Origin of the sequence: Anaeromyxobacter sp. (assembly GCA_016718565.1) — a bacterium.
Classification (GTDB): domain Bacteria; phylum Myxococcota; class Myxococcia; order Myxococcales; family Anaeromyxobacteraceae; genus JADKCZ01.
This window is the reverse complement of record JADKCZ010000002.1, coordinates 151,626-169,085: the sequence shown is the minus strand read 5'-3', so window position 1 is coordinate 169,085 and position 17,460 is coordinate 151,626. Positions and strand designations below refer to the sequence as shown.

The 17,460-nt window shown below is 75.7% G+C and carries 9 protein-coding genes and 1 pseudogene; 5 read left to right on the top strand and 5 right to left on the bottom strand.

The window, feature by feature from the left end; genetic code table 11:
• Positions 1-77 precede the first annotated feature (77 nt).
• The 4 genes from IPO09_07475 to IPO09_07460 are packed head-to-tail and all read left to right on the top strand — an operon-like array spanning position 78 to position 5,150.
• Positions 78-2,114, top strand: coding sequence for a cytochrome D1 (locus IPO09_07475; protein MBK9517186.1), 2,037 nt, complete (start codon positions 78-80; stop codon positions 2,112-2,114).
• Positions 2,115-2,119: 5 nt separating this feature from the next.
• Positions 2,120-3,706 carry an ABC transporter substrate-binding protein gene (locus tag IPO09_07470; protein ID MBK9517185.1) on the top strand — a complete coding sequence of 529 codons (1,587 nt, stop codon included), beginning with the start codon at positions 2,120-2,122 and terminating at the stop codon, positions 3,704-3,706.
• Positions 3,703-4,371, top strand: a complete 669-nt coding sequence (locus tag IPO09_07465; protein ID MBK9517184.1) for a SurA N-terminal domain-containing protein — start codon at positions 3,703-3,705, stop codon at positions 4,369-4,371. The genes IPO09_07470 and IPO09_07465 overlap by 4 nt, the downstream gene beginning before the upstream one ends.
• Positions 4,368-5,150: a hypothetical protein gene (locus tag IPO09_07460; GenBank protein MBK9517183.1), complete on the top strand. Its 783-nt coding sequence runs from the start codon at positions 4,368-4,370 to the stop codon at positions 5,148-5,150. The genes IPO09_07465 and IPO09_07460 overlap by 4 nt, the downstream gene beginning before the upstream one ends.
• Before the next feature lie 62 nt (positions 5,151-5,212).
• On the opposite strand, the gene IPO09_07455 is transcribed toward IPO09_07460, so the two are convergent.
• From IPO09_07455 to IPO09_07435, 5 genes are all read right to left on the bottom strand, one after another.
• Positions 5,213-8,596, bottom strand: a complete 3,384-nt coding sequence (locus IPO09_07455; GenBank protein ID MBK9517182.1) for a PD40 domain-containing protein — start codon at positions 8,594-8,596, stop codon at positions 5,213-5,215.
• 18 nt (positions 8,597-8,614) lie between these two features.
• Complete coding sequence (locus IPO09_07450; GenBank protein MBK9517181.1) at positions 8,615-9,028, bottom strand: hypothetical protein; 414 nt, start codon at positions 9,026-9,028, stop codon at positions 8,615-8,617.
• A 331-nt stretch (positions 9,029-9,359) separates the two neighbouring features.
• Entirely contained in the window at positions 9,360-11,678 is a 2,319-nt protein-coding gene (locus IPO09_07445; GenBank protein ID MBK9517180.1) for a DUF3857 domain-containing protein, read from the bottom strand.
• 82 nt (positions 11,679-11,760) lie between these two features.
• Positions 11,761-13,554 (bottom strand): hypothetical protein, encoded by a 1,794-nt coding sequence (locus tag IPO09_07440; protein ID MBK9517179.1) that lies wholly within the window; start codon positions 13,552-13,554, stop codon positions 11,761-11,763.
• A gap of 232 nt (positions 13,555-13,786) precedes the next feature.
• Positions 13,787-15,622 carry a carboxypeptidase regulatory-like domain-containing protein gene (locus tag IPO09_07435; GenBank protein MBK9517178.1) on the bottom strand — a complete coding sequence of 612 codons (1,836 nt, stop codon included), beginning with the start codon at positions 15,620-15,622 and terminating at the stop codon, positions 13,787-13,789.
• 250 nt (positions 15,623-15,872) lie between these two features.
• Here IPO09_07435 and IPO09_07430 point away from each other — a divergent pair.
• Positions 15,873-17,445, top strand: a pseudogene (locus tag IPO09_07430) (MFS transporter).
• The last annotated feature ends 15 nt before the right edge of the window (positions 17,446-17,460 follow it).

The window sequence follows — 17,460 nt, the reverse complement described above, 5'->3', positions numbered from 1 at the left end:
AGGTGGGTGCGGCTCCCACCTGGCTGTCGTGGGAAGACCGGACTGCTCCCCCGCGGCGGGATGCCGCATCTTGGCTCATGATGTTCGAGCCCCGACCCCCGCCCGATCCCAGTTCGATCAAGGGCTTCCGCCCGGCCCGGGCGGCGCTGGGGGTCCTCCTGCCGGCGCTGCTCGCCGCCGGCGGCGCGCTGGCCGCGCCGGGCCCTGCGGCTGAGGCGGTGCAGCCCGGGCCGCAGCCCACCGGCCAGGCCATGGCCTCCCCAGCCAACCGGGTGGTGCGGGACGGCCTGGTGGTGGACTTCACCATCCAGCGGTCGGGCGCGGCCAGCGGCCAGGAGGGCACGCTGCTGGAGGGCGACTTCGCCGAGGTGCGCTTCCGCATGACCGACGCCTCCAGCGGCCAGCCGGTGCCCGGGCTCAAGCCGGCCGCCTGGCTCGACATGGCCAACGTGGTGGTCGGGCGCGGCGGCGAGCAGAAGGAGTGCAAGGAGAAGGTGGGCTACTACCTGAAGGGCGTGGTGGGCGTGCGCCCCCTGGTGGACCTCAACAGCTACTACCTGCTGGTCCTCAACCACGACGCCAGCATCTCGGTCATCGACCCGGTGGTCAGCATGACCGGCACCACCAGCCTCTTCGCCACCGTGGCGCTGAAGCGGCCGGGCGCCGACTGGGCCCGCGATCGCGACGACCGGCGCCTCTTCGTCTCCATGCCCAAGGCCGGCGAGGTGGCGGTGGTGGACTCGCGCGCCTTCACGGTGGTGGGCCTGGTGCCGGCCGGCCAGGCGCCCACCCGGCTGGCCCTGCAGCCGGACGGCCGGTACCTCTGGGTGGGCAACGACGCCGCCGACGCCGCCAGCAGCGGCGTGACGGTCATCGACGTGGAGTCGCTCACGGTGGCGCGGCGCCTCGCCACCGGCCGGGGGCACCACGAGCTGGCCTTCTCCCCCGACGGGCGGCGCGCCTTCGTGACCAACCGGCAGGACGGCACCGTCACGGTGATCGACACCGGTCGGCTGGCCCGGGTGGCCGACCTGGCGGTGGGCGGGGTGCCCATCGCCATCGCCACCTCGCGCCTGTCGCGGCAGGTCTACGTGGCCGAGGCCAGGGCGGGCGTGGTGCAGGTGATCGATCCCGAGGCCCTCACGGTGGTGGCCCGCATCCAGGCCCGGCCGGGCCTGGGGCCGCTGCGCTTCTCGGAGGACGGCCGCTGGGGGTTCGTGGTGAACCCGGCCGAGCAGGTGCTGCACGTCCTCGACGCCGCCTCCAACACGCTGGTGCACACCATCCCGATGGGCGGCCAGCCCTACCAGGTGACCCTGACCCGCGCCTTCGCCTACCTGCGGCTGCTCGACTCCGAGCAGGTGAAGATGGTGAACCTCTCGAGCCTGGGGGCGGGGCGGCAGCCCACCGTGCAGTCGTTCGGGGCCGGCTCGGGGGCGCCCATGTCGGCCGGCGAGCTCGGCCTGGCCGACGCCATCACCCCGGCCGCGTCGGAGGCGGCGGTCTTCGCGGTCAACCCGGCGGACGGCAACACCTACTTCTACATGGAGGGCATGAACGCGGCCATGGGGAGCTTCGGCAGCTACGGCCACCGGGTGCAGGCGGTGACGGTGGTGGACCGGAGCCTGAAGGAGGTCGCCCCGGGGGTGTACGCCGGCAGGCTCCGCATCCCGGTGGCCGGCCACTACGACGTGGCCTTTCTGCTGGAGAACCCGCGGGTGCTCCACTGCTTCTCGGCCGACGCCGCGCCCAACCCGGCCAGGCCGCAGGAGGCCGGGCTGGACGTCGAGTACCTCGACCTGCCCACCTCCCTGGACCAGGGCCGCACCCTGCCGGTCCGCCTCCGCCTCTCCGACACCCGCAGCCGGGCGGCCCGCGCCGACCTCCAGGACGTGCTGGTCTCCTGGCATGCCGTGCCTGGCCGGCTGCAGGGGCGGGCCATGGCGCGCCACCTCGGCGGCGGGGACTACGAGGCGCCCGTGCCGCTCGGCAAGGCCGGCGTCTACTACCTCTTCGTCTCGGTGGCCTCGCTGGACCTGCTGCCGAGCGAGCTGCCCTTCCGCACCATCCAGGTCGCCAGCGACGGACCACCCAGCGCCGGCGCCGCCCGCTGAGCCCCGTGCTGCTCCCCCTCGCCCTGGCGCTGGCCCTGGCCGCACCGGACCTGGTCGGGGCGGCGGGTACGTCCGGCGCGCCGGTCGAGGCGGGCCTCACGCCGCTGCAGGTCGCGGGGCGCTCCATCTACCTCACCGGCCGGAGCCCGAGCGGCGCCGGGCTGACGGCCCTCATGGGCACCGACCCCAGCCCGCTGCCCGGATCGGCGCTGCCCTGCGCCGGCTGCCACGGGCCCGACGGGCGCGGGCGGCCGGAGGGTGGGGTGGTGCCGCCGGACATCACCTGGTCCGAGCTCATCAAGCCCTACGGCCACGTCCACCCCAACCGTCGCCACCCGCGCTTCGACGCCCGCTCCATCGGCCGGGCCATCACCGAGGGGGTGGACCCGGCCGGCCAGCGCCTGGAGGGCACCATGCCGCGCTACGCCCTGTCGCGCGGCGACCTCACGGCGCTGCTGGCCTGGCTGGAGGTGCTGGAGCGCCAGCGCGAGCCGGGGGTGGGCGAGCGGTCCCTGCGCCTGGCCACCGCGCTGCCCGCCGGGGAGGGGCGGCTCGGCGAGGTCGGAGAGGCGCTGCGCGTCGCGCTCGAGGCGGCGCTCGGGGAGCTCAACGCGGCGGGTGGCCTGCACGGCCGCCGGCTGGAGCTCACGGCGGTGCGCTACGACCCGGCGCGGGAGTCCGGGGTGGCGGCGCTGGCCCGCAGCCAGCAGGTCAGCCCGGCCTTCGCGCTCCTCTCCGGCTTCGTCCCCGGGGAGGACGCCGCCCTGGCCGCGCTGGCCGAGCGGCTGGAGCTGCCGCTGGTCGGGCCCTATGGCCCCTTCACCGACGGCCAGGGCGGGCGCTTCACCTTCCACCCGCTGGCGGGCCTGCGCGAGCTGGGCCAGGTGCTGGTGGCCTGGGCGGCCGGCCGATCCGGCCTGGGCCTGGCTGATCCGGCGCTGGCGGTGCTGCACCCGGCCGGCGCGCCCTTCGAGGCGGCGGCCCGGGCGGCGCGGGAGGAGGCGGTCCGCCGGGGGTGGGCCCGCGTCGAGGTGCTGCCGCTCCCGCAGGAGGGGCTCGACGAGGCCGGGGCGCTCGGGCTGCGCCAGCGCGGCGTGGAGGTGGCCCTGGTGCTGGGTGACGATCAGGTGCTGGCCTCGGTGCTGCGCGCCGCGGACGCGGCGGCGTTCCACCCCTGGGTGCTCGCGCCCGGGACGCTGGCGGCCCGCGCGGCTGCCGACGCGCCGGCTGGCTTCGAGGGGCGGCTCCGCCTGGCCTACCCGGCACTGCCGTCCGACGAGAGCGAGGCGGGGCGGGCCCAGCTGGCGCGGCTGGCGCCGGCTGGCCTCGGGGAGCGCCACCGCGCCGCCCGCACCTCGGCGCTGGTGGCCACCGCGGTGCTGGCGGAGGGGCTGCGGCGGACTGGCCGGGACCTCAGCCGGGCCGGGCTGGTGGCGGCCCTCGAGTCGCTCTCCGGGTTCGACAGCGGGCTCTCGCCGCCGCTCGGCTTCGGCGGGCAGCGCCGGGTAGGCGCCCGCGGGGGCCACGTGGTGGCGGTGGACCTGGCGGGCCGGGCCTTCCGGCCGGTCGGCGGCTGGCTGAGGCTGGAGTGAGCGCGCCCGGTTCCCTGGCGGGCTGCGGCGCGGCGGCCCTGCTGGCGGCCCTCCTGGCCGCCTGGCCGGCCATGGGGCAGGCGGCCGAGCCGCTGGCCGCCCGGGTCAACGGCGCCGGCATCTCGCGCCAGCGGCTCGACCGCTTCACCGAGGAGCACGCCGCCTCGCAGGGGCGGAGCGCCGCCGGCATCCAGAGCCCGCGGGTCTGGCGGCGGCTGGTGCGGGAGGCGCTCGACCAGCTGGTGGACGACGAGCTGCTCGGGCAGGAGGCGGTGCGGCTGGGGCACGCGCCGGCCCCCGAGGTGGTGGAGCGCGCCCTGGCGGAGGCCCGCGCGGCCTTCCCGCTGCCGGTGCAGTTCGAGCTCAGGCTGGAGCGGAGCGGCTTCACCGGGGCCAGCTTCCGGGCCCACCTGGCGCGCCAGCTGGCGGTGGTGCGCCTGCTCGAGCGAGACCTGGCCGTCGGCGTGGTGGTGGGCGACGCGGAGGTCCACGCCTGGTACCTGGAGCACGGCGAGGCCACCGGTCAGCCGGAGGCGGCGGCCCGGGAGGTGATCCGCGAGCGGCTGCGCCGACAGCGGGTCGAGGCCGTGGTGGTGGCCCGGCTGGCGGCGCTGCGCCAGGCGGCCAGGCTGGAGATCCTGGTGCCGCTGGGGGACCAGCCGTGAGGGCCCGCACCGCCATGGGGCTGGTGGCCGGCATGGGGCTGCTCTTCATCCTGGCCGTGGTCCTGCTGATCCGGCTGACCGAGCCGGGGGGGCTGGCGGGCGGGCCCGTGCCCGCGCCCGCGCCGCCGCCGGAGCCGGAGCCGGTCCGCGAGTCGCTGCCGCAGCACACCATCACCCCGCCCGAGGTGGCGGATCCGGCCGAGGCGCTGGCCCTCGAGCTGCGCATCGAGGCGCGCAGCCGCTACCGCTCCCTGCGCGACGGCTTCCAGGGGCCGCTCTCCGAGGCGAGCCGGCTGCGGCTCGATCCGGCGCTGCGGGCGCTCTGGCCGGGGCGCGCGGCCTTCGCGGTGACCTGCCGCGGCCGGGTCTGCCGGGTGGAGGGGCCCGGGGCGCCGGGCGCCTGGCAGGCGGCGCTCCAGGCCGACCCTGGCGTGGCGGCGCTGGCCGACCAGGTGGTGCTCGACCCGGATGGCCTGGAGCGGCCGGCCTTCGTGCTGGTGTCGCCGGGCCGGGCCGGCTCCGGCGACGACCTGCTGGGCGGCCTGGCGCGGCAGCTCCTCGAGTCGGACGAGGCGCTGGCCTGCCTCACCGGGCCGGGGACGGTGGTCTACGACCTCCAGGTGGACGAGTCCGGCGTCACCTACCGGGAGGGTGGCACCGCCCCGCAGCCGGTGATCGACTGCGTCGGGCGGGCCCTGGCCGACCTGGTCACCGCCACGCGGGTCCCGCCGGCCACCAAGGCTGGCTCCCGACGGGTGACGCTGGGCGCGGCCCGGTGAGGCGGGCGAAGGCCGCGCCGGCCCCCTGGTGAGGGCCGGCGGCTCGCTGGCCGGCGCCGCGGTCAGCGGCGCGGCGGCTGCGGGTCCCGCAGGTCCTTCGAGGGCGGCGGGCCCGGGCGGCCTGGCGGCTGCGCTGCGATCTGCTTCAGCACCTCCTCCACCGCCCGCTCCAGCTGCGGGTCGCGCCCGGCCACCAGGTCGGCCGGCAGGTTGTCGACCTCCAGGTCCGGGGCGACGCCCTCGTTCTCGATGATCCAGCGCCGCTGCAGGTCGTACATCCCGAACTCGGCCACGTTGCTGTAGCCGCCGTCCACCATGCCGGAGTAGGTGCCGCGGATGCCGACCACGCCGCCCCAGGTGCGCTGGCCGACGACCGGTCCCAGCCCGTAGGCGCGGAAGAAGTGCGGGAAGATGTCGCCGTCGGAGGCCGAGTACTGGTTGGCGATGGCCGCCATCGGGCCGCTCACCGCGGCGTTCGGGTAGGTGAAGGGCTTCTGGCCGCGCATGTTGCTCATGCCCATGAGCCGCCGCCGCAGCCGCTCCAGGATCATCTGCGAGACGAAGCCGCCGCCGTTGGCGCGCACGTCCACCACCAGGCCGGCCTTGGCGCTCTGGGCGTAGAACTGCCGGATGAACTCGGTCAGGCCGCGGCCGCCCATGTCGGGGATGTGCAGGTAGCCGATCCTGCCGCCGGAGGCCTGCTCCACCTTCTGGCGGTTGGTCTCGACCCAGTCGAAGTAGCGCAGGTCCCACTCGTTGGGGAGCGGCTGGACCGACACCTCGCGGGCCCCCTTGGCGGTGGGCGCGCCGTTCACGGTGAGGGTGACGGTGCGGCCGGGCGTCTGCGCCAGCAGCCGGTAGGGCTCGTCCCTGCCGGTGAGCTCGCGGCCGTCGATGGCCAGCAGGTAGTCGCCCTCGGCCACCTTGACCCCGGGCGCCGCCAGCGGCGTGGCCCGCCCCTCGATCCAGGGCTGGGCCGGCAGGATGCGGCCGATGCGCCAGCGCCCGGCCGCGGCGTCGAGCGTGAGGTCGGCGCCCAGGGTGCCCACCGGCACCCGCTCCGGCCTGGCCATGTCGCCGCCGCCCACGTAGGTGTGGCCGGTGGCCAGCTCGGCCACCAGCTCGCCGAGCACGTAGTTCAGGTCGTAGCGGTGGGTCACGTGGGCCAGGAGCGGGCGGTAGCGCTCGCGCATGGCCGGCCAGTCCACCTGGCCCTGGTCCGGCAGGTAGAAGAAGTCGCGGAAGAGGCGCCAGGTCTCCAGGTAGATCTGGGCCCACTCGGCGCGCGGGTCGAGCTCCAGGCGGAGGCCGTCGAGCTTGAGGGCCCCGTCGCCGGCCTTGAGCCCCTCCTTCAGCTCGGCGATGGCCCAGACCTTGTCGGCCTTGTAGAGCAGGCGGGTGCCGTCGGCAGAGACCTGGTGGCGCTCGACGGCGGGCAGGAGCTCGGTCTCCTTGCGCTTCTCGAGGTCGAAGCTCTTGAGCGCGCCCTTGCGCGGCCCCGGCGCGGTGAGCTCGGTGGTGGGCAGCGAGCGCCAGGTGACCTTCCCCTTGGCGAGCTGCAGCCCCTCGTAGTTGCCTGGCGCCACCGGGAACGGGACGATGCGCTGGGCCAGGCCGGCGAGGTCGATGCGCACCGGCGGGGCCGGCTTCTTCTCGGCCTTGCCCTCGCCCTTCTTCTCCTCCGGCCTGGCCTCGGCCTCGCCGACCTTGACCTCGTCGCTGCGCGGGGCGAAGGGGGAGGGCAGGTCGGCGCGCAGGGTGATGGCGTGCGGCCGGAGCATCTTGTTGACCGTGTAGGAGCTCTCCAGGTTGCCCAGGGTGGGGGCCACGTCGCGCGCCGAGAGCACGAAGAGGTGCTTGCCCTCGGGATCGAAGACCGGCTCGCCGGAGTCGTAGCCGTCGGCGGTGGCCTGGGTGCTCACCCTGGTGTCGAGCGAGTGCAGGAAGACGGCCTGGGTCTCCACGGCCGTCTCGGTGGCGAAGGCCAGCCAGCGCGAGTCCGGCGACCAGGCGTACTCGGGGATCTCGCGGTGCAGGGCGGTGTGGGCCAGCACCGGCACCTGGTCGGCCAGCGAGACCCACCAGAGCCGGAGGCCGCGGTCGCTCCAGGCCAGCCGGGAGGAGTCGGGCGACCAGACCGGCGGGAAGTGCCAGGTGGGAGGGCCGCTGGTGAGCTTGACGGGGGCGGAGCGGCCGTCCTGCGCCTGCACGTAGAGCTCCTCCTCGCCGGTGGCGTCGGAGAAGTAGGCCAGCCACTTGCCGTCGGGCGACCAGGTGGCGTTGCGCTCGCGCACCCCCGAGCTGCGGGTGACGTTGCGGACGTCGCCGTGCTCGGCCGGCACGGTGAAGACGTCGCCGCGGGCGGTGAAGGCCACCCGCTTGCCGTCCGGCGCCAGCGAGGCGTCGGTGATCTGCTCCTCCACCTTGACCCAGCGGGTGCGGGCGGCGCGCGCCTCGTCGGGCAGGGTCACCCGGACCTGGCGGGCCTGCCCGTCCTTCGGGTCGAGGAGCCAGAGCAGGCCGCCGTTCTCGAAGACCAGGCGGTCGGCGCCGGCGTGGGCCCACTTGCAGTCGAACTCGGTGAAGCTGGTGACGCGGGTGGAGGCGCGGCTGGCCAGGTCGTAGCGCCACAGGTTGGCCTTCCAGCCGTCGCGGTCGGAGAGGAAGTAGACGGCGCCGCCCAGCCACATCGGCTGGGTGTCCATGCCGCGCCAGTCGGTGATCTTCTCCACCGCGTGGCTGGCCAGGTCGTAGAGCCAGACGTCCTGGGCCATGCCGCCCTGGTAGCGCTTCCACTGGCGGAAGTCGCGGAAGATGCGGGTCACCGCGGCGCGCCTGCCGTCGGGCGAGAAGCTGACGTGGCCGGCCTCGGCGATGGGGTAGCGCTCCACCGGCCCGCCCTCGGGCCGCACCGCCCAGGGCTCGCCGGTGAAGCCGCCCATGGGGCCGCGCTGGCTGCGGAAGAGGATCCGCCCGTCCGGCGTCCAGCCGAGGACCACGTTGTCGAAGCCCATCCGGTCGGTGTTGTCGCGGGCCGGGTACCAGGTGAGGCGGCGCGGCTCGCCGCCGGTGGCCGGCACCACGTAGACGTCCGAGGAGCCGTCGAGCTGGCCGGTGAAGGCGATGAAGCGGCCGTCGGGCGAGAAGCGCGGGAAGACCTCCAGCCCCTCGGCGCTGGTGAGGCGGCGCGCCAGGCCGCCCGCGGCCGGCACCGTCCACAGGTCGCCGCCGTGGGAGAAGGCGATGGTGTCGCCCGACACGTCGGGGAAGCGGAGGAGGCGGGCCTGGTCGTCGGCCGCCGGCGCGGCGGCGGGCGCGGCCGGCGTCCAGGTCGGCGCGGCGCCCAGCAGGAGGGCCGCGGCGACGAGGCGGGCCAGCGGGCGGAGGAGGCGCCGGTCGGTGACGCGGGGCGCGGCGGAGGCGGAGGTGGGTCGGGCCTGGTGCACGGGGGTGATCTCCTCGGATCAGTGGCGCTGCTTCCGCCTGGGGCGGGCCTTGGGCTTCGGCTCCGGCTGCGCTTCGCCGGTGATGAGCAAGGGGAACTCGACTGGGGCGCGGCTGGTGCCGTCGGCGGCCCGCACCTCGCGGGTCGTGGCGCCGTCCACCCTGAGCCGGTAGCTGGCGCCAGGCTTGAGAGGCGCGGCGGGCTGGAGTGTGACGGTGGTGACCGCGCCGGCCACCTCCCGGGCCCCACCCGAGGCCACCATGGCGTCCCCCGGATCGAGCAGCGAGAGGCGGGCCTCCGGGTAGGCTCCGCGCAGGCGCACCCGGAAGGTGGCGGGCGGGTCCACGGTGGCGAGCTCGCCCGGCAGGAGCGCGGTGCCAGCGCCGGGGATGAGGGCAAGGGCCTCCTCGACCTCGACCGGCGGGGCATCCACCGGGGCGGGCAGGCGCGCCGTGGGGGGAGGGGGGTCCCGGGGGGTCGAGGTCGGGAGGTTCTGCTCTCCCTCTCCCCCAGCCCCCTGAGGTTGTGGGCCTGGGTGAAGAGGTGGAGCGGCCAGAGCGGTCTGCCCTCCCTCTCCCCCAGCCTGCTGGGGGAGAGGGCCGGGGTGAGGGGGCGCCACGGCCGGCTGCTCACACCCAGCCAGGAGGAGCACCCCGAGCGCCGCGGCCCGGGCGGCCCGTACAGCTTGGCGATGGTTCGTCACGGCGGCGAAACCTAGCACGCCGTCCCGCGCCCCCTTTGGAGGCCCCACCAGGCCGCCTCGCTCAGCCCCCGACGGCGAAGTAGGCCCGCTGCACCTCGGCGCAGCGGGGGCAGGGGGCGCGCAGCGCCCAGAGCGGCCGGCCGCCCAGCACCAGCGGCTCGAACGAGCAGGCCTCGGGCGGGATGGGCGAGCCGCAGCGGCACCGCAGCCCCTGCGCGCGGCGCGGCAGATCGTCGGCGCTGGCCAGGACGATGGGCTCGCGGGCGGTCTCCCCCGTGGCCTCGGCGAAGGCGGAGGTGAAGGCCCGCCGACGCCGCCGGTTGCGCAGACTGGCCCACCAGCGCGCCAGGTCGCCGTTCCTGGCCGCCGTCACCCCGGTGTAGAGGCCGAGCCCCCCTGCGAAGGCCAGCGCCACCAGCCCCAGGCTGGCCCAGGACGGGCCGCGCTCCTGGTGCACCGGCCCCTGGCGGACCGCCAGCGCCAGCGAGTAGGCCGCCACGCCGCGCATCTCGCGCACCGTGGCGATGTGCCTGGCCACCGACGCCGGCTCCACCGTCGGCCGGAGCGTCCGGTACTCCAGGTCCACCACGTAGCCGCGCCCCTCCGGGCGGGCGCGGCGCGACAGCCGGGCCACCTCGCCCACCACCTCCTGCTCGTCCTCCGTCAGGTTGGGCAGCCCCGGCAGCTCCACCCGCAGCTGCTCGCGCACCAGCACCGGGTGGCGCACGTGGAGCGGATGCCGGCGCCGCGCCGTGTCCGGCACCAGCAGGTGGTCGCGGATGGCCTCGGCCACGAAGTCGCGCTCGGCGCCGGCGGCCACCGACGGCAGCCGGTAGTGCTCCGTGATGGTGACGCGGTCGGCGTCCGGGGCGTCCTCCACCAGCATCGGCGCGGCCACCTCCACCTTCGGCTCGGTGTGGGCGTAGTGATCGAGGTAGCGGCGCTGCAGCTCGGGCGGCGGCGTGTCGGACAGGTCGTGCCGCATCCCGAGGGCGCGCAGGCCGTCGAAGCGGGTCACCACGTCGAACAGGACCGGCGCGCCGAACCGGGTGACCCGCCAGGTGCTGGTGACCTGCAGCGGCGACGGCGCCGGCTCGGGCAGCTCCACCAGGCCGGCCTCCCCGTCGGCCAGCACCAGGGCCCGGGCGTACGGCGGGGGCGTCACCTCGCCGAGCGGCGCCCGCTCCAGCGAGCGGGTCGGCTCGAGCCAGCGCACGGCGCCGGCCACCCGCGCCCGGACCACCACGTGGTCGAAGGCCGAGGGCGAGGGCAGGCGCGCGGCGATGGCGGCGCGCTCCGCGGTGTTCACCAGCGCCGGGGCGGCCTCGATCCCCATGGCGGAGAGCAGGCTCACCAGCAGGAGCGACTTGTCCTTGCAGTCGCCGAAGCGCCGGGCGAACACCTCGGCGGGAGCGGCCGGGCGGTGGGAGGAGGTCCCCAGCTCGATGCCGAGGTAGCGGACCTCGTCCTGCACGAAGCGCAGGGCGGCGCGCGCCCGGGCCTCCTCGTCCGGCAGGGCACGCCACCTGGCCAGCGAGGCCTCCATGGCCCGGCTGGGCGGCGGGGCGGCGTAGAGGGGCAGGGCCCATCGGACCACCTCCTCCCAGCCCGGCCACTCCGAGGCCTCCAGCCACGGGAAGGCGTCCACCCCGGGCGGGAGATCGCTCTCCTCGTCCAGCGCGGGGACGTCCTCGCGCCGGAAGCGCAGCTCGACGTGGTCGCCGCGGGCGGCGCGCGCCGGCTCGAGCTCGAGGCCGTGGACCCGCCAGGAGAGAGGCCGGGCGGCGGGCCAGCTCAGCCGGACCGCCAGCCGCGCCACCGGCACGCCCCAGCCGAGGTCGAAGACCTGGGTGGTGCGCGCCCCGAACACCGGGTTCTGGCCTCGCAGCGTCCAGGAGGCCTCGACCAGGTCGCCCTGGCGCACGTCGCGCAGGTAGATGACCGCGGTGAGCCGGCCGTCGTAGAGCCGCCGGTCGAGCTCCGGCTCGCGCTGGATGAGCTTCACGTCCGCCGGGCGCAGCGCGGCCAGGCGCGCGGTGCCGCGCCGGATCACCACCTCGTGCAGGGTCAGCGACTGGTAGGCGGGGTCGAAGTCCACCCGGAACTCGGAGGCGTGCTCGATCCCGGTGGAGGCCAGCACGCGCTGCACCGTCCGGTGGAAGCGCTCCGGGCCGCCTGGGCCGCCGCCCCGGACCTGCGAGTCCACCAGCAGGTAGTCGACGCCGCCGCTGGCGTCCGGCGAGGCAGGCCCGGGGGCGGGCAGGTCCACCGGCTCGACCCAGGCCGGCGGCGGCGCCACGCGGAAGCCCGGCGCGGCCGAGGCAGAGGCGGCGGCGGCCAGCGCGGCCAGGGCCAGGAGCGGACGGAGGGTTGAGGTCACGCGCGGAGTGTACCTGGCGCTCCGCCCGGGCGGGAGGTGGGCGCAGGTGCGCTGCGCGGGGGGCCTGGGGGGAAGGGGCCCCTCAGCCGGCCGCTTGCCCTGGGGGCGAGCAGGCCGGCAGGACCAGGCTCACCGTGGTGCCGGCCCCGGGGGCGGACTCGATCAGCACCTGGCCGCCGGCCGAGACGGCCAGCTCCGACACCAGGGAGAGGCCGAGCCCGGTGCCCTGGCCGACCGGCTTGGTGGTGAAGTAGGGCTCGGTGACGCGGGCCAGGGTGGCGGCGTCCATGCCGGCGCCGGTGTCGCGCACCGACAGCTTGAGGTACCGGCCAGGCACCAGGCCCCGGGCGGCCAGGACGTCGCCGTGGCCAACCGTCACCGGCTCGGTGCCCACCGCGATGCGGCCAGCGCCTGGGATGGCGTCGCGCGCGTTGACCACCAGGTTCACCAGCGCCAGCTCCAGCCGGGCCAGGTCCACCTTCGCCCAGGCCGACGCCCCGCCCTCCACCTCCAGGGACACGCCGGGCGGCAGGAGACGCAGCAGGAGCGGGCGCAGCGCCATGGCCGCCGCGCCCAGCTCGTGTGGCGCCGGGGCCGGCGAGCTGGCCCCGCGCGCCATGCCGAGCAGCCGGCGGCACAGCCCGGCGGCGCGAGTCGAGACCGCCTCCATGGCGACCAGCGGGGGCGCGCCGGGCATGAGCTCGCGCAGCTCCGCGGCGATCTCCTGCATGGCGGTGGCCAGGTTGTTGAAGTCGTGGGCGGCCGAGCCGGCCAGGTGGCCCACCGTGGCCAGCCGCTGCGCCGCCGCCAGCCGGTCGGCCTGCCGGGCCAGCCGCTCGGCCTCGGCCTCCAGCTGCCGGCGCGCCACCGCCAGGGCCAGGAGCGCCAGCACCGTGAGGCCCGCCGCGCTGGCCGCCAGCACCAGGGGCGGACCGCCCAGCGCCGCGGCGTCGGCCACCAGCAGCAGCATCCCCACCCCGACCGCCAGGGTGGGGACGTGTCCCAGGGTGCCGGCGACCAGCTCGGGCAGCCGGCCATGCCGGTCGGTGCGGCCTCCCGGGTGGAGCAGCCCGGCGCTGGCCACCAGCGCCGCGCTCACCGCCAGGCCGCAGTCGGAGAGCTGCTTGACCGGGACCGACGACTGGAAGCTGAGCTGCAGGCTGGCCAGGTCGGCCAGGGCGGCCGCCACCGCGGCGGCGCCGAGCAGCCGGAGCGAGCCCTCCGGACGGCCCACCACGCTGGCCAGCAGCCAGGCCGCCGAGGCCAGCACGGCCAGCTCGCCCACCGCGTTGGTGAGGACATGGCCCAGGTTGGCCAGGATCTGCTCGGGCGGCACCCCGCGCAGGGCGAAGCGCCAGACCAGGAGCTGCGAGGCGCCGGCCACCAGGAGGACGTCGAGCAGGGCGCGCAGCTGCCGATCGGCGGTGGCGCCCGGCCGGACCAGCAGGAGCAGGCCCGCCACCGAGAGGGGGTAGTAGGAGTTGTAGGCCGCCATGGAGACGGCGTGGAGCCAGGCCGGCTCGCCCTTGGGCGCGCCCAGGGCCAGGAGGAAGGCCAGGGCCGAGATGAGCCAGGCCGACGCCACCAGCCGCCAGCCGAGGCGGGCTCGCCCGGCACGGGCCGCGGCGCCGGTCAGGGCGCCGGCGCCGGCCGCCACGAAGAAGCCGATGAGCAGGAGGTCGAACACCGAGCCGAAGACGCCGGCTGGCGCCGAGTCCGAGAGCAGCCGGCCGGCCGCGAAGACGCCCACCGCCACCCAGACGGCGACGATGACCAGGCGTCGGACCAGCCGAGGTCCAGGGGCCTCCGGCCGGGTGGCCGCCGGCATGCCTGCCTGCAGCGGTGCGATCTGCTCGAACGTCCCGGCCTTGGTCACGCTTCGTCCAGCCTCCCGCCGCGGTCGCGCCAGCAGGGCGCGGCAGCCGGTCGTGCGTTGCAGGGTGGCACGACAGGCCTCGTCCAGCCACTCGACAGAGTGGTCCCACGAGGGAGCGTCGTGGCGCCGGGTGGCAGGCAGGCTGAGGGGTAGGGGAAGACCCATCCCGCGCGGAAGCCGAGCAGGAAAGCTCGAGGAGACGTCCCCAACGGCAGCCCGAGCTGCCGCTCCGTCACGGCGCCAGCAGGCGTCCCACCTTGCCGGCGCCGGGCTCGGTGAACCAGAGGTTCCCGTCCGGTCCGACGGCGAGTCCCCCGGGGACGAGTGACGGGGCGAACCGGGTGAAGGTGCCGCCCTCGTAGCAGCCGAACCCACCCTGGCCGTCGGAGAACCAGAGGGCCGGGAAGCCACCGGCGCCGCCGCTGACGCAGCTCGGCCCGCGGACGAGCACCATGGGGTTGCTCCGCCACGGCACCGGCTGCTCCGTGATGGCGCTGGCCGGCACGAGGCAGTTGGCCGCCGGGTCGAGGACGGCCAGCTGGCCACCGCCGCTGGAGTCGCCGAGCTCCGTGAACCAGACCTTCCCGTCCGGTGTCGGGACCAGGCTGAAGGGCTGGGCCTGCCAGCTGGGCGTGTAGCAGGTGGTGAGACGTCCGCTGGCGTACTTGAGGATGGCGCCCTGCGTCGGGTTGGCCTGCGCGAACCAGACGGTCCCGTCGAGGGTCTCCGCGATGCCGGCGAACCTGGACCCCCGGGCCCCGGTGGCGTGCTCGGTCACGACCAGGCCCCAGGGGTCGAAGCTGCCGAAGCTGTTCGTCAGGTAGTTGGCGTCCGGATCGCACGCCTCGGTGAACCAGGCCAGGGTCTGCCCGGAGGTGTTGCCGGCGATCTCGGCCGGGCAGCTGGCGGCCGTCGGGACCGCGATCTCGTGGATCGACCCGTCGCCCGGGTGGAGCACGCCCACGCGGTTGCCGGTGCGCTCGGTGAACACGATGCCGAAGGGGTGCGACCCCAGGGGAGGTGCCACGGCGGGCGTCGTGTAGACGGCGATGCCATACGGGCAGCTGCCGGGATTCGGCAGCGGGTACTCGGTCAGCTCCCCGAGCGTGGTGAGGCGGCCGATCTTGTTGGCGGTGCACTCGGTGAACCAGAGCGCCCCGTCGGGCGCTGCCACGATGCGCTGCGGCCCCGCGCCGACGGCGAACTCCGTGATGGAGGGCGGGTTGGCCGTGAAGCCCTGGTCGGGCAGGTCCGCGCCGGCGATCGTCACGGTGAGGCTGGCCGGGCGGAAGGTGACGCCGGTGGCGGCGGGCGTGAGGGTGTACCTGCCGTTGGCGAGGTTGGTGAAGGCGTAGCGGCCGTCGCCGTCCGTGGCGGTGACGGCGTCGGCCGCGCCGGACAGCGTCACGGTGACCCCAGCCAGGAAGGTGCCCACCGTCGCGCCGGCCACGCGCCCGGAGATGGTGTAGGCGGGCGCCGTGGACGCGCTGACGGGGGCCGTCGGCTCCGATTCGCCCCAGGCGCTCCTGGCCCGCAGCCGGTACCACCGGGTGGTGTTGGCGCCCAGCCCGGTGTCGCTCCACGAGGTGGCGCTCGCCGGCAGGTCGGCCACCACCGCGTACGGCCCGGCCTCCAGGGAGGCCCGCTCGACCACGAAGCCGGTCACCCCCGCCGCCGCGTCCCAGGAGAGGCCGATGGCGTGCGGCCCGCCTGTGGCCGCCGCCAGGCCGCTGGGCGCGGCCGGCGGCGGCTGGGTGGTCGCGGTGGCCGGGCCGGCAAAGGCGGAGTCGCCAGCGGCGTTGGTGGCGCAGACCCGGTACCAGAGCGGCGAGAGGGGCACGACCGTGTCGTCGGACCAGGAGGAGACGTCCGGCGCCACGGTCTGCACCACCGCCCACGGACCGGTCGCGGCGGCGCTGCGCTCGATCCGGAAGCCCGTCTCGTCGCTCGAGCGATCCGCCCAGGCGAGGTCGATCCGCGTGGCGCTCAGCGGCGTGGCCGTGAGGCCATCCGGTGCGGCCGGCGGGGTGGGCTGGGGGTCCTCGCCGGACGAGCACGAGGCGAGCACGAACAGGACTGCGGCGATGGAACGAAGCGCTCCGACGCGACTCGCGAACATGAGCAATCCCCCCCGGGAAGAACGGCCTGCGATACCCAATTCAGGGCGCCTGCTGGACCAGGTGCAACGGGGTGGTGGGGGCCCCCAGGACTGGTGGGCCCGGCTGCCGCAGTCCCACCCGGGGCACCTCAACCGGCGGGCTGCGGGGCCTGGTGGTACCCTGCGGCGCCTCGCCCCACCGCACCCTCCAAGGCCCGCCATGACCCAGCCCGCCGCCCCCACCGATGGCCGCCTGCCGCGCCAGGTGCCGTACATCATCGGCAACGAGGCCTGCGAGCGCTTCAGCTTCTACGGGATGCGCAACATCCTCACCCCGTTCCTGGTGAGCAGCCTGCTCCTCTACGCGCCGCAGGCCGAGCGGGCCGGCATCGCCAAGGAGGTCTTCCACTCCTTCGTCATCGGGGTCTACTTCTTCCCGCTGCTGGGCGGCTGGATCTCCGACCGCTGGTTCGGGAAGTACCGGACCATCCTCTGGCTCTCCCTGGTCTACTGCCTGGGCCACGGCTTCCTGGCCGCCTTCGAGTCGCACCGGCTCGGCTTCTACGCCGGCCTCTTCCTCATCGCGCTCGGCTCGGGCGGCATCAAGCCGCTGGTCTCGTCCTTCGTGGGCGACCAGTTCGACCAGTCCAACAAGCACAAGGCCAAGCTGGTCTACGACGCCTTCTACTGGACCATCAACTTCGGCTCCTTCTTCGCCTCGCTGCTCATGCCGCGGGTGCTGGGCGCCCTGGGGCGCGGCCTGGGCCTTCGGCATCCCGGGCCTGCTCATGCTGGCGGCCACCGCCATCTTCTGGGCCGGGCGCCACCGCTACGTGGTGGTGCCGTCGGCGCCGCCGGACCCGGACGGCTTCCTCCCGGTGGTGGCGAGCGCGCTCCGCTCGCGCGGCCCGCTCGGCCCGGGGCGGCTGGTGGCCACCGCCGGGGTGGTGCTGGCCCTCGGCGCGCTGGCGCTCATCCCGAGCCTCGGCTTCGTCATCGCCTTCTGCCTGGCGCTGGGCGCGCTCCTGATCCTGGGCGGCCTCGGCACCGCCCTGCAGCTCGACGGGGCGCGGGCGCGCCACCCGGAGGCGGCGGTGGAGGCGGTGCGGGCGGTGCTGCGGGTGCTGGTGATCTTCCTCCTGGTGACCCCGTTCTGGTCGCTCTTCGACCAGAAGGCGTCCACCTGGGTGCTGCAGGGCAACCAGATGGTGATGCTGGCGCCCGGCTCCTGGCTGGGCTGGCTGGTGACCACCCCGGCCCAGATGCAGGCCTTGAACCCGCTGCTGGTGATGGGGCTCATTCCGTTCAACAACCTGGTGCTCTACCCGGCGCTGCGGCGGGCCGGCCTGGAGGTCACCGCGCTCCGGCGCATGGGGCTGGGCATCGCCTTCGCCGGCCTGGCCTGGGTGGGCGCCGGCGCCATCCAGCTCTGGATCGACGCCGGGCAGCAGGTCACAATCCTGTGGCAGGTGGCGCCGTACCTGCTCCTCACCTTCGGCGAGGTGCTGGTCTCGGCCACCGGCCTGGAGTTCGCCTACAGCCAGGCGCCGGCCGCCATGAAGGGCACCATCATGAGCTTCTGGTCGCTCTCGGTGACCTTCGGCAACCTGTGGGTGCTCATCACCAACGCGGCGGTGCGCAGCGAGGCGGTGCTCGGCCGCATCGCCGCCACCGGCCTCGGGCAGACCGCCTTCCTGATGTTCTTCTTCGCCGCCTTCGCCTTCGTGGCCGCGCTGGCCTTCGCGCTCTACGCGCGCCGCTACCCGATGCAGGACCACTACCGGAGGGTGTGAGGTCCGTCGCCGGGC

Bases quoted from the DNA above. Each gene is read 5' to 3' on its own strand.
- IPO09_07475 (MBK9517186.1), top strand. From the start codon at position 78: ATGATGTTCGAGCCCCGACCCCCGCCCGATCCCAGTTCGATCAAGGGC.